The organism is Mediterranea sp. An20, from assembly GCF_002160055.1.
In the GTDB taxonomy this organism is placed as follows: domain Bacteria; phylum Bacteroidota; class Bacteroidia; order Bacteroidales; family Bacteroidaceae; genus Bacteroides; species Bacteroides avicola.
On record NZ_NFJV01000005.1, the window covers coordinates 43,620 to 56,372 of the forward strand.

The 12,753-nt window shown below is 51.4% G+C and carries 10 protein-coding genes; 7 read left to right on the forward strand and 3 right to left on the reverse strand.

Going from position 1 to position 12,753, the window contains the following annotated elements; all coding sequences use genetic code 11:
• Nucleotides 1–11 precede the first annotated feature (11 nt).
• Both B5F34_RS04435 and B5F34_RS04440 read left to right on the forward strand, forming a co-directional pair.
• On the forward strand, nt 12–956 hold the full coding sequence (locus B5F34_RS04435) for an outer membrane beta-barrel protein (RefSeq protein ID WP_087335483.1): 945 nt from the start codon (nt 12–14) through the stop codon (nt 954–956).
• A gap of 30 nt (nt 957–986) precedes the next feature.
• Nucleotides 987–1,775: an outer membrane beta-barrel protein gene (locus tag B5F34_RS04440; protein WP_087335485.1), complete on the forward strand. Its 789-nt coding sequence runs from the start codon at nt 987–989 to the stop codon at nt 1,773–1,775.
• A gap of 2 nt (nt 1,776–1,777) precedes the next feature.
• On the opposite strand, the gene B5F34_RS04445 is transcribed toward B5F34_RS04440, so the two are convergent.
• The 3 genes from B5F34_RS04445 to B5F34_RS04455 are packed head-to-tail and all read right to left on the reverse strand — an operon-like array spanning nt 1,778 to nt 4,733.
• Nucleotides 1,778–2,599, reverse strand: a complete 822-nt coding sequence (locus B5F34_RS04445) for a vitamin B12 dependent-methionine synthase activation domain-containing protein (protein ID WP_087335487.1) — start codon at nt 2,597–2,599, stop codon at nt 1,778–1,780.
• Nucleotides 2,592–3,944, reverse strand: a complete 1,353-nt coding sequence (locus B5F34_RS04450) for a dihydroorotase (protein ID WP_087335489.1) — start codon at nt 3,942–3,944, stop codon at nt 2,592–2,594. Before B5F34_RS04450 ends, B5F34_RS04445 begins: the two co-directional genes overlap by 8 nt.
• A gap of 39 nt (nt 3,945–3,983) precedes the next feature.
• Entirely contained in the window at nt 3,984–4,733 is a 750-nt protein-coding gene (locus B5F34_RS04455) for a polyprenol monophosphomannose synthase (RefSeq protein WP_087335492.1), read from the reverse strand.
• 195 nt (nt 4,734–4,928) lie between these two features.
• On the opposite strand from B5F34_RS04455, the gene mfd reads away from it, so the two are divergent.
• The 5 genes from mfd to B5F34_RS04480 all read left to right on the forward strand — a co-directional run bounded on the left by mfd (nt 4,929) and on the right by B5F34_RS04480 (nt 12,634).
• Nucleotides 4,929–8,321 carry a transcription-repair coupling factor gene (gene mfd / locus B5F34_RS04460; RefSeq protein WP_087335494.1) on the forward strand — a complete coding sequence of 1,131 codons (3,393 nt, stop codon included), beginning with the start codon at nt 4,929–4,931 and terminating at the stop codon, nt 8,319–8,321.
• A 628-nt stretch (nt 8,322–8,949) separates the two neighbouring features.
• The gene (locus tag B5F34_RS04465) at nt 8,950–10,536 is read left to right on the forward strand and encodes a VapE domain-containing protein (RefSeq protein WP_162609283.1); all 1,587 of its coding nucleotides are present in this window, start codon (nt 8,950–8,952) and stop codon (nt 10,534–10,536) included.
• A 334-nt stretch (nt 10,537–10,870) separates the two neighbouring features.
• Nucleotides 10,871–11,074: a helix-turn-helix transcriptional regulator gene (locus B5F34_RS04470; protein ID WP_087335498.1), complete on the forward strand. Its 204-nt coding sequence runs from the start codon at nt 10,871–10,873 to the stop codon at nt 11,072–11,074.
• A gap of 121 nt (nt 11,075–11,195) precedes the next feature.
• On the forward strand, nt 11,196–11,759 hold the full coding sequence (locus tag B5F34_RS04475) for a Fic/DOC family protein (protein WP_087335500.1): 564 nt from the start codon (nt 11,196–11,198) through the stop codon (nt 11,757–11,759).
• A gap of 44 nt (nt 11,760–11,803) precedes the next feature.
• Complete coding sequence (locus tag B5F34_RS04480) at nt 11,804–12,634, forward strand: GIY-YIG nuclease family protein (RefSeq protein WP_087335502.1); 831 nt, start codon at nt 11,804–11,806, stop codon at nt 12,632–12,634.
• The last annotated feature ends 119 nt before the right edge of the window (nt 12,635–12,753 follow it).

The window sequence follows — 12,753 nt, forward strand, 5'->3', positions numbered from 1 at the left end:
ATACAATGACGATGAAACATATATTAATGTTATGCCTTGCAGCCTGGTTGGGGACAGCATCTCTGACGGCGCAAGAGGTTGTGGCTGATACGGTGGCAACCGGAATGGAAGAAGGTGTGCTCACGCACGACATCAAAGGTGTGGTGACGGACAAGGATGGCCAGCCTGTCGTAGGGGCACTGGTTACACTCAGAGATTACGAAGACAAGCCGAGGCTGTTTAAAAAATATGAGGAATACGGCATCAGCGCCATAACGGATGTGGATGGCAAATTCTTTTTGGAAGATGTGCCTGTTACAGCCAAGTATATTGTCGTGGAATCTGTAGGCATGGGGACTGAAGTGCGGGAGATAAATAAACCGCTTTCTGTAGATACCAAACGCAAGAAACTGACATTTGTGGTGCAGGCGGGTGTATCTATGAGCCGTTATACGGTCAATGGCGGCAGTTTCAAGACTGGCTATGAGGTCGGTGTGGGTCTGGAGGTGCGCACCTCCAAGCACTGGGCTTTCCGTCCTATGATACAGCTGGCCCAACGGGGTACGGTTTACGAACAGAATCAAGACGGAATGAGTTACCGGGAAACCTGGAATCCGAATTTCCTGGATTTGTCTTTGTATTTTGTCAACCGTCAGAAGCTGGCTCATAAGACGAATCTGGTTTTCTCGTTCGGACCGGTCATTGCTTACGGATTCAGTGGCAAGGTAAAGACGGATTACAACGGACAGCAGGAAGAAATGGATGTTTTCGACAACAAGGTGTTTTATGATGGATACGATTATTACTCTCTGCTCCATCCGTTGAGTTTTGGCGTGGCCTACAGCCTGGGGGTGGAATACAAACAGCTTACTGTCGGTGTCTGGGGTAAGAACATGGCTATAGGAAACGATTACAATGGCTTTGATAGTCCTGAACATTGTTGGGCTTTGACATTTGGTGCGATTTACCGATTCTGATAATTATACTAAAAACAACATAGGATACGTATGAAAAGAATATATGTTATGCTGTTGCTTTGTACATGTGCGGCAGCAGCCATGGCCCAGGGCCAGAAATTCAAGCAACGTCTCATAGACCGGGATTATTATCCCATAGACAGTGCGAAGGTAACGGTAAAGGGTACGAATATCAGTACAGTGACTGACAAAGATGGAAACTTCATTTTGGAAGATGTGCCCTTGATACTTGATTCGATAGAAGTGACAAAGGGCAAGAAATCCAAGACATTGCCTATACCGCTTGCGATTGAGATGAAGCAGGATATTCAGGACCGCTTTATGTGGTTTGTCAAGGCCGGATGGGGAGCCAACCAGGATTATGACGGCAATTGGTCTGGAGGAAATTTCTATGGAGGCGTTGGTATGAATATAGCTGTGTCGCGCCATTGGTTCTACGAATTGGGAGTGTACTATTTCCGGAGACAAATGAACTTGTGGGATTGGGATTTTGACGGAGAAATAAGAACTGGTGGAGTCGATTATGAAACTCATAACCTGGAGATTCCTGTGGCCTATGGCGTGAAATACTCCTTGGGCAAACCGATGTTGCTTGCTGTAAAGTTCGGTGCTTATTATAGCCGTGTATTAAGCTCTTCCATCAACGGAGGTTCGTATTACGATGAATTGGAAGGAGACGACCGTGACGGTGGTGGATTGCTTCTCGGCTTAGGCCTGGAGGTGAAGCGCCATTGGCTGGTAGACATTATGTATAAGTCAGGGTGGACGGCTGGTGACGCCTATATGGATCTTACTTTGGGAGTAGGATACCGGTTCTGACCTTACAAGACTGCCGCCAGGAATTTCCGCATCACATCTATCGGAAGTCCGCGGCGTCGGGCATAATCTTTTAGCTGGTCTTCGCCAATGCGGCCTATAGCAAAATAGCGGGCAGCAGGATGGGCCAGCATCAATCCGGAAACGGAGCTGTGCGGATGCATGGCTCCGTTTTCCGTAAGGGTGATTCCGATGCGTTGCATGTCCAGCAGAGCGTCCAGGATGAAATTGACGGACTGGTCGGGCAATGAAGGATAGCCTACGGCGGGGCGGATGCCCTGGAAGCGTTCTGCCAGCAGGTCGGGAATGGGCAGGTCCTCGTCTGGAGCATAGCCCCAGGCTGTCCGGCGGACATATTGGTGCATCTTCTCCGTGGCTGCCTCGGCCAGACGGTCGCCGAGGGTTTGAACAAGCAGGTCGCGGTAAGGATCGTCTGGGGTGTGGAGGGTTTCAAGTCCGTTGACGGTTGAGGCGAAAAGTCCTACCGTATCTGTCCTGCCCGACGAGAGCGGTCGCACGAAGTCGCTCAGACAAAGATGCGGACTTCCCTTGGTGCCGGGCTTCTGTTGGCGCAGCAGAGGGAAAACGGTATCTTCGATGAGCAGATTATCTTCGTCTGCATTGGCGCGGCAGAGACGGAAGAGACATGGAAGGGTCAGTACGTCTTCTGACTCTTCCAGCAGCAGAAAGGCATCTTCTTGCAGTTGTCTTGCCTCCGTAGAATGTGCCGCAGTGGGCTTGAACCCCCAGGCATGGAAGAAATACGTCCAGTTGATGTAAGGGGTAATCTCGTGGACCCGGTAGGTGAGTAGCTGGGCTTCAGGCATGGAAACGCAGCTCCTCTCCGCGACAGGTGTCGTCCACGCCTGTCGCGTGGTCGTAGATTACGTGTCCGTTGACAAATGTCTTTTCTATCTGCCAGTCGAAAGTGCGACTTTCCAGTGGGCTCCAGCCGCATTTACTCCATATCTTGTCACGTGTCACCTGCCAGTGAGTGTGCGGACGTACGAGCACCAGGTCGGCATGGTAACCTTCGCGGATGAAGCCGCGGCGGTCGATGCGGAAGAGTCGGGCAGGAGCGTGGCACATCTTTTCCACCACGAGTTCGGGGGTGAAAATGCCTTTATCAGCCAGTTGCAACATGCTGACCAACGAGAACTGCACCATCGGCATACCCGAAGCTGCCCGCAAGGCTCCGCCACTCTTTTCCGTCAGCAGGTGTGGGGCATGGTCGGTGGCAATGACATCTATCTGTCCTTCGACGACAGCACGGCGCAGGGCATCGCGGTCGGCCTGTCGTTTGATGGCGGGGTTGCATTTGATGCAGGCGCCCAGCATTTTATAGTCGCGTATGTCGAACAGCAGATGAGCTACACAGGCTTCGGCGGTGATTCGCTTGTGTTCGTCCAGCGGTGCATGGCTGAACAGCGGCAGTTCCTTGGCTGTGGAGATATGCAGCACGTGCAGGCGTGCCCCGGCTTCTGTGGCCAGTTGGACAGCCAGATGCGATGAGGAATAGCAAGCCTGTACGGTGCGGATGTAAGGATGTTTGTTGAGAGGTATCTGAGCTTCTTCAAGGTAGGCGGCCTTGTATTTTTCGGTATTGCGGTGGATGATTTCCTGCTCCTCGCAATGGGCAGCGATGAGCATGTCGGTGCCGCCGAAGATGTGCCGCAGGCTATCCATACGGTCTACCAGCATGTTGCCCGTGCTTGAGCCCATGAATAGCTTGATGCCACACACGCGGGTTTTGTCCAGGCGGGGGAAGAGGGTGTAGTTGCTGTTGGTGGCACCGAAGTAGCATGAATAGTTTACGATACATTTCTCCGCCAGCAGCGCCTGTTTCTGTTCCAGAGCTTCGAGGGTTGTTGTAGGTGGGTTGGTGTTGGGCATATCCATGATAGATGTGACGCCTCCGGCTGCTGCTGCACGGCTTTCGCTGAATATGTCGGCCTTGTGCGTCAGTCCCGGGTCACGGAAATGCACATGGTCATCAATGACGCCAGGCAACAGGTAGCAGCCTGTGGCATCGATAGTCTCGTCGCATGGGGCGGAGAGGGGGCGGCCTTCGGTCAGTATCTCGGCAATGTTGCCGTCGGCTATCACGAGGGAGCCTTGTTTGCGCGTACCCTCATTGATTAGGGTGGCGTTATGTATCAGTGTACGTTTCATTATGAGGAATATTATGGTTTAAGAGTTTTTTGTACCAAGTCACTCTGCAGGTCGCTGGTATTTTTTCCACAAGCTGTCCCACTTCAGGCGGATGACGCCGAATACAGCTTCGCCGAAGATGCTGCTATTCATCTTCGACGTACCCAGTTCGCGGTTGATGAAGATAACAGGCACCTCCTTGATGCGGAAGGCATATTTGTAGGCAGTAAACTTCATTTCTATCTGGAAAGCATATCCTTTGAATCGGATGCTGTCCAGCGGGATAGTTTGGAGTACGCGACGACGGTAGCACACGAAACCCGCTGTGGTGTCGTGGATGGGCAGACCGGTAATGAGGCGCACGTATTTCGAGGCGAAGTACGACATCAGCACGCGGCCCATGGGCCAGTTCACTACGTTGACGCCGCTGACATAGCGCGAGCCGATGCTTACGTCTGCTCCTTCGTCGTGGCAGGCGGCATAGAGTCGTGGCAGGTCGGCGGGGTTGTGGCTGAAGTCGGCATCCATCTCGAAGATGTATTCATAGCCGTGCTCCAGAGCCCAGCGGAAGCCGGCGATGTAGGCCGTGCCCAGTCCCTGCTTGCCGGGGCGTTGGAGCATGAAAAGGCGGTCGGCAAACTCCTCGCGCTGTAGCCGCTTTACGATGTCGGCAGTGCCATCCGGCGAGTTGTCTTCAACTACCAGAATGTGGAAACCGTGCTCCAGTCCGAAGACGGCGCGGATAATGTTCTCTATGTTCTCCCGCTCGTTGTAAGTGGGGATAATGACGATGCTGTCCGAAGTGTTCATTGTCTTTATAGCTACGGGCTACAAGCTACGAGCTACGAGTGGCAAGTTCTGTAGCGCGTCGGATGGCAAGAACTTGTAGCTCGTAACTCGTAGCCCGTAGCCTGATTATTTCCTGCAAATGTACAGCTTTTCCCCCATATCCCCACGCAAGTTGGAGGATTATTTCGTACTTTTGCGGCCGTAAACCGAATAAGTATGACCCTAAGCGAACTGCAACAACTTTATGCTGCCCATCCCAATGTGGAGGGCATGCACCGTCTGCTGGACAATCCGTCCGTTCATCATATCTATTGCGGGGGACTGACTGGTTCGTCTGCCTCTCTGTTCTCTTCCGTATTGGTCGGGCAAGCCTTTTGCCCGTTTGTCTTCATTTTGGGCGATTTGGAAGAGGCCGGTTATTTCTATCACGACCTCGTACAGGTGCTGGGTGATGCCAATGTGCTGTTCTTCCCTTCGTCCTTCCGCCGTGCCATAAAATACGGACAGAAGGACGCTGCCAATGAGATACTGCGCACCGAGGTGTTGAGCCGTCTGCAAAAAACAGATAAATCCTTTTGCGTGGTGACTTATCCCGATGCGCTGGCAGAGAAAGTGGTGTCGCGTACCGAGTTGACCGACAAGACCTTGAAACTGCATGCCAACGAGCGGGTAGACATGACCTTTGTCACCGAAGTATTGCACAACTACGGTTTCGAACGTGTGGATTATGTCTACGAACCCGGCCAGTATGCCGTGCGCGGCAGCATCATCGACGTCTTCTCCTTCTCTTCTGAATATCCTTATCGCATCGACTTCTTCGGCGACGAGGTGGAGAGCATCCGTACCTTCGAGGTAGAGACTCAGTTGTCGAAAGACCGGAAAGACAGCATTGTCATCGTCCCCGACCTGAGTCACGACCTTGAGCAGAAAGGTACGGGCGGCATGGTTTCTTTTCTCGACTTCCTCCAAGACGATACCGTGCTGGCTATGCGCGATTTCCTCTGGTTGAGGGAACGTATCCAGCAAGTGCACGACGAAGCGCTCACTCCGCAGGCCATTGCCGCCCGTGAGGCAGAAGAAAATGGGACCATCTCGCTGGAAGGAAAGCTCATTGACGGAGGGGACTTTACCGTGCGTGCCCTCGACTTCCGCCGGTTGGAGTTTGGCACCAAGCCTACGGGCACGCCCGATGCTACGCTCGCTTTTCATACCTCGGCACAACCCATCTTCCATAAGAACTTCGACCTTGTGGTCGATTGCTTCCACAAGTATCTGGCTGACCATTATACTATCTATATATGTAGCGACAGCCGCAAGCAGACCGATCGCATTCGTGCAATCTTCGACGACAGGGGAGACTGCATTACCTTCACTGCCGTTGACAAAACCTTGCACGAAGGCTTTGCAGATGACAGCCTGCGTCTCTGTGTCTTCACCGACCATCAGTTGTTCGACCGCTTCCACAAGTACAACCTCAAGAGCGACAAGGCACGTAGCGGCAAGGTGGCCCTTTCGCTGAAGGAACTGAACCAGTTTACTCCCGGCGACTATGTGGTGCACACCGATCATGGTGTAGGACGATTTGCCGGGCTGGTGCGCATTCCTAATGGTAATACCACACAGGAGGTGATGAAGCTGGTCTATCAGAACGACGACGTGGTGTTCGTTTCCATCCATTCGTTGCACAAGGTATCCAAATACAAAGGCAAGGAAGGCGAGCCGCCCCGTCTGAACAAACTGGGTACGGGAGCTTGGGAGAAGCTGAAGGACCGCACGAAGAAAAAGATTAAGGACATTGCCCGCGACCTTATCAAACTCTATTCCCAGCGCCGCGAAGAGAAGGGTTTTCAGTTCAGTCCCGACAGCTTTCTGCAGCGAGAGTTGGAGGCTTCCTTCCTTTACGAAGACACCCCCGACCAAAGTAAGGCTACTGCCGAGGTGAAGGCCGATATGGAGAGTGCCCGCCCGATGGACCGCCTGGTGTGCGGCGATGTGGGCTTCGGCAAAACGGAGGTGGCCATACGTGCCGCATTCAAGGCGGTGTGCGACAACAAGCAGGTGGCTGTGCTGGTGCCTACCACTGTGCTGGCTTACCAGCACTTTCAGACTTTCAAGGAGAGGCTGAAAGACTTGCCGTGCCGGGTGGAATATCTCAGCCGTGCCCGTACTTCCGCCCAGGCGCGTGCCGTCATTAAAGGACTGGCGGCGGGTGAGGTAAACATTCTCATCGGTACGCACCGCATCTTGGGTAAGGATGTCAAGTTCAAGGACTTGGGGTTGCTTATCGTCGACGAAGAGCAGAAGTTCGGCGTCAGCGTGAAGGAGAAGCTTCGCCAGATGAAGGTCAATGTCGATACGCTTACGATGACCGCCACGCCCATACCCCGTACCCTCCAGTTCTCGCTGATGGGGGCACGCGACCTCAGCGTCATACAGACACCGCCCCCCAACCGCTATCCCATTCAGACGGAGGTGCATACGTTCAACGAGGAGGTCATCGCCGATGCCATCAACTTCGAGATGAGCCGCAACGGGCAGGTGTTCTTCGTCAACAACCGCATTGCCAACTTGCCGGAACTGAAGGCACTCATCGAGCGTAACGTCCCGGATTGCCGCGTCTGCATCGGCCATGGGCAGATGGCACCTGAAGAGCTGGAGAAGATTATCCTGGACTTCGTGAACTATGATTACGACGTGCTGCTGGCGACAACCATCATCGAGAGTGGCATTGACATACCCAATGCCAACACCATAATCATCAACCAGGCGCAGAACTTCGGCCTTTCCGACTTGCACCAGATGCGCGGGCGTGTGGGCCGCAGCAACAGGAAGGCTTTCTGTTACCTGTTGGCGCCTCCGCTTTCCAGCCTTACGATTGAAGCTAAGCGGCGTCTTCAGGCCATCGAGAATTTCAGCGACCTGGGCAGCGGCATACACATTGCCATGCAGGACCTCGACATACGTGGCGCAGGCAACATGCTGGGTGCCGAGCAGAGCGGCTTTATTGCCGACCTGGGCTATGAGACGTATCAGAAGATTCTTTCCGAGGCTGTGCGCGAGCTGAAAACCGACGAGTTTGCCGACCTCTACGCTGAAGAGCAGCAGGCCACCGACGGATCGGGCAAGATAAGCGGCGAACAGTTTGTTGAAGAATGCCAGGTGGAGAGCGACCTCGAACTGCTGCTTCCCGCCGATTATGTGACCGGTAGCAGTGAGCGCATGCTGCTCTACCGCGAACTGGACGGACTGACACTGGACAAGGATGTGGAGGATTTCCGTTGGCGCCTTATCGACCGTTTCGGTCCCGTTCCGCCTGAGACGGAAGAACTTCTGCGCATTGTTCCCCTGCGCCGCATTGCCGCCCGGTTGGGTGCTGAGAAAGTTTTTCTCAAAGGTGGGCGTATGACGCTTTACCTGGTTAGTAACTCTGAAAGTCCCTACTACCAGAGTCAGGCTTTCGGTCGTTTGATAGCCTATATGATGAAGTACACCCGGCGATGCAATTTGCGCGAACAGAACGGCAAACGTTCCATGTTGGTGAAAGATGTCACTACAGTGGAAGAAGCGCTTAATGTCTTACAGGAAATGTTGGCTATGCAGGTGGAGTGATGTATGTCGTATTCATTTACGAGGATTAATCTTCAAAGCGGCGTAAACCTGCATTTGAGCGGCGTAAAGTGCCACTTTAGCAGCGTAACTCTGACTTTGGTGAAGCTTAAATGAACACAGAGACACAAAGTTTCGTAACTGTCTGGAAGGGGGATAACTTTGTGACTCCGTGCCTCTGTGTTCTGTATCATCAACTGTCCGCAGCATCCTTCACGCCTTCACCGCCCTCCAACCCATTGATTTCCGGAAAGTTCCGGTGAAAGATGCTGCCCTCACGCTGCTTTCACGACTCCTTTCAGCCTTTAGTGGCAAGGTATAACAAGTCGGCTCCCCATATAGATTGTACCGCTCTTCCATACCTCGGCAATCCGGCTCCCAAATAAAGACCGTGAAAGATGCGTGAGGGCAGCATCTTTCACAGCAACCGTCTAAACCACAACGATTTGAAAGAGGGTGAAGGCGTGAAGTCGGTAGGCATATACTTCCACGCACATAAAGAGATAATCAACGACAATCCGCTCTAACCAACTATAACCTGCATTTTGTGGTACAGAATCAATTTCCCGCTTGACAAATGCCATCGGCAAGTTGTATCTTTGCGGAAAATCATTTCAAAAACAGAAAGCCCATGAACCTGATTACCCGTTTGAGAAACTTCTTCTATGGGACACAAACACCCCAACTGCCGAACACTGCGAAGAATGCCGCAGCCGACCACACCCTTCTTTACCAACAACTCCTGTCTGCCCTGCAGCAGGCGTGTGCCGATGTGCCCGGCGGGAAAGCCTTCCTCATCTGCGGCAACGGAGAATTCGGCATCCGGCTGACCTGGACTCCGGAGGCAAACGCTACTGACACGCCCAAACAGGTCTACTGCATAGAGGGTAATGGCGAAGTGACCGGATGGGAGGAACAGCCGGAAGCAGAAATAACCGGGAAAGAACCTACAAAGAACATACAGCCTCTAAGCGTTCAGGAATCTTCCCCGAAAAAGGAAGAGAAAGCCCCGAAACAGCAACAAATCATGCAGCAGCTCATCGGATACCTGGAGGAACACTACAGCTTCCGCTATAACCGCCTGGCAGACCGCACGGAATGTGCCGCAACCGGTGCAGGCGAAGCAACTTATATGCCTGTAGACCAACGCACCCTCAACAGCATCGTGCTCCGTGCTATGGATGAGGGTATCGCCTGCTGGGACCGCGACGTGAAACGCTACGTTGAATCGGCACACGTGCCGGCTTATCATCCCTTTATACACTATTTTGATAACCTGCCCGAATGGGACGGCAAGGACCGGGTGTCAGAACTGGCACGGCGTGTGTCGGACGACGGCCTTTGGATAAACTCCTTCCACCGCTGGATGCTTGCCTGTACCGCCCAGTGGATGGGCAAGGAAGCATACAGCCAACGTGCCAACAGCGTAGCCCCCATCCTCATCAGCACGCAGCAGGGTCTGGGCAAGTCCACCTTCTGCCGCATGCTCCTGCCCAAGCCCCTGCAGGACTATTTCACCGAAAGCTTTGACCTGAACAACGCCTCCGGCGCGGAAAACAAATTGGCAGCCTGCGGTCTGATTAATATTGATGAGTTCGACCGCTTGCCAGCTACCCGTCTGCCCCAGTTGAAGAACCTGATGCAGATGGAGAGCCTGCGCATCCGCCGTGCCTACAAGAGGAATGCCGAGCCCCTGCCCCGCATCGCCTCGTTCATCGGCACGAGCAACCGCCTGGACCTTCTGACGGACCTGAGCGGCAGCCGCCGCTTCATCTGCGTGGAGGTGGAGCGTGCCATCGACTGCACCACCCCCATCGACTACGGACAGCTTTACGCGCAGTTGAAGCACGAGATAGAGCGGGGCGAACGCTACTGGTTCAGCAAGGAGGAAGAAGCTGACATCCAGCAGTCCAACCGGAAATTTTACCGCGTAACGCCTGCCGAAGAACTGGTCGGCACCTGCTTCCGCTTCGTGGAACCGGGAGAGCCGGGCGCCCGCCTGATGTCCGCTGCCGACATGTATGCCGTGCTGAAACGGAAGAATGCGGCGGCCCTGCGCGACTGTTCGTGTACGGCCTTCAGCCGACTGCTGGCGCAGATGGGGCGGCGGGTGCATACACGGTATGGGAATGGGTATTGGGTCAAGGCCCTCCAACTCCCGGCCCCCTCAACTCCCCCCGAGGGGGAGCTTAGAGATACCTTACGTGTTAGGGAATAAATAATCAATTAGATTTATTTTATATCGAACGCAGAGGCGCGGAGACACAGAGCTCCGTAACGACCTGCTTGAAACGGGCGGGAGAGCGCGGAGTTCGCGGCTGCGCCGCATACGAGAGAGGAGAAAATAACTCTGTGACATCGCCTGTTAGGATTGAAACCTACCACCAATTATCGGTTTGATAACGATTGTTGTGCGGCACCATTGGCGACAATTAATGTCTGACGGATGGCTTTTTAATGAATTTGAGTGAAGGGGGAGAGTTTCCTTCCCCTTTTCTCTTTTTATAGCACGATATTTTATACCTTTGTAAACAGAACTAAGATAACAGACAATGGACAAACCCATGAACCGAATAAAAGAAGTGCTTGAAGAACGTGGTATCAAACAGACGTGGCTGGCGGAGAAGCTCGGCAAGAGTTTCTGTATGGTCAATGCGTATGTTTGCAACAGACGGCAGCCCAGTTTGGAGGTGTTGTTTCAGATAGCGGAGATTCTGAATGTGGATGTGAAGGATTTGATAAACGATAAGAAATAATGAAAGGATGAGTTTAATATAATGATATGTTTTTCCAAAGAGCCATTCTTTACGGTTTCAAAGAGCCAAAATGGCACTTTGAAAAACAGCATGAGTAACTCTGCTAAATATACATAGGAATATGAATAAGCAATACCCAATAGATGAACAAAGCCTCTTGAAAGCTCAACGATTATTTGAGTCAGGTGATATAGACAAGATTGAGGTTGGCACTACAAAAGGCTTGTGCGCCATACATAAGTATCTTTTTGACGGACTTTATGATTTTGCCGGTAAGATCCGTAACTTGAATATAGCCAAAGGAGGATTCCGCTTTGCTAACTGCTTGTACTTGAAAGCGATACTTCCAATCGTCGAAAAGATGCCCGAAAGCACCTTTGAGGAAATCATCGCCAAATATGTGGAAATGAACATTGCCCATCCGTTCATGGAAGGAAATGGCCGTGCTACCCGAATGTGGCTTGACATGATATTGAAAAAGAATCTTGGCAAGGTGGTAGACTGGCAAACCGTGGACAAGGACCTTTATCTGCAAGCCATGGAGCGAAGCCCAATCAACGATTTGGAACTTCGTGTATTGCTCCAACCTGCACTGACCGACAAGGTCAATGACCGGGAAGTTATCTTCAAGGGAATTGAGCAATCGTATTATTACGAAGGATATATCCCAGACAAAAGGTGTTAACAAATAATCAAGGTGTCACACTTAATTTAAGATTAAAAGGCTATATGGGCAAAACAATAACAACATATTTAATAGATGGTGACCCTAAAAGTACGCAGTATTCATTCATCAGTAACAAGATTTGCCAAATGTTTGTCATTCCCCGTTCTAATTTGGAATATCTGAATGTGCAGGAAAAATTGCATAAACCGGCATTCTATATTCTAATTGGTGAAGACGAAGCGACCAAACCGCAAGCCTACATCGGAGAAACGGAGAATTTTAAGGAACGTATAAAAGACCACGACTATAAGAAAACGTTTTGGCAAAAGGCACTTGTATTTGTATCCAAAGATGAGGATATGACCAAAGTCGATGTACAATACTTGGAATATAAGGCTATTGCGGAAGCTAAAAAAGCAAATACATTTGTACTGAACGAAAATAAGCAAGTCCCCAAAGCTCCCAATCTTCCTGAACATCAGCAGGACGCCATGGACGAGTTTTTTGAGGATATCAAGTTTCTTGCTTCCTTCATCGGATGCAATATCTTTGAATTTTTCCAGTCTAAAGAAGAGCGTCTCTTCTATGCTAAAGGACGGGGATGTGATGCCAAAGGTTTATATAATTCTTCCGGCTTTACTGTATTAAAAGGAAGTATTATTGTTAATAATTGTACGCAGTCTTTTCAATGGAAAGAGAAGCGGGAAAGAATGATAAAAGAATATGCAATAGATGATAACGGCATTTGGAAAATGCTTTCGGATAAAACATTTGCCAGTCCTAGTACGGCTGCGATGTTTTGTTTGGGAAGGGCTGCTAATGGATGGATAGAGTGGAAAGACAAAGAAGGAAACACCTTAGATTCTGTCTATAGGAAGCAATTGGAGATCTGAATATGAATCAACAAGATTTTTCCAAGGGCAATATCCTCCTCTGCCAGACCGAGGACGAACGGACAAAAATAGAAGTCACGAGATAGAACATAGAAATCATAACAATTAGCATCTATTCA

Coding starts and splice junctions, on each gene's coding strand:
- B5F34_RS04435 (WP_087335483.1), top strand. CDS start 12: ATGAAACATATATTAATGTTATGCCTTGCAGCCTGGTTGGGGACAGCA.
- B5F34_RS04440 (WP_087335485.1), top strand. CDS start 987: ATGAAAAGAATATATGTTATGCTGTTGCTTTGTACATGTGCGGCAGCA.
- B5F34_RS04445 (WP_087335487.1), bottom strand. CDS start 2,599: ATGCCTGAAGCCCAGCTACTCACCTACCGGGTCCACGAGATTACCCCT.
- B5F34_RS04450 (WP_087335489.1), bottom strand. CDS start 3,944: ATGAAACGTACACTGATACATAACGCCACCCTAATCAATGAGGGTACG.
- B5F34_RS04455 (WP_087335492.1), bottom strand. CDS start 4,733: ATGAACACTTCGGACAGCATCGTCATTATCCCCACTTACAACGAGCGG.
- mfd (WP_087335494.1), top strand. CDS start 4,929: ATGACCCTAAGCGAACTGCAACAACTTTATGCTGCCCATCCCAATGTG.
- B5F34_RS04465 (WP_162609283.1), top strand. CDS start 8,950: ATGAACCTGATTACCCGTTTGAGAAACTTCTTCTATGGGACACAAACA.
- B5F34_RS04470 (WP_087335498.1), top strand. CDS start 10,871: ATGGACAAACCCATGAACCGAATAAAAGAAGTGCTTGAAGAACGTGGT.
- B5F34_RS04475 (WP_087335500.1), top strand. CDS start 11,196: ATGAATAAGCAATACCCAATAGATGAACAAAGCCTCTTGAAAGCTCAA.
- B5F34_RS04480 (WP_087335502.1), top strand. CDS start 11,804: ATGGGCAAAACAATAACAACATATTTAATAGATGGTGACCCTAAAAGT.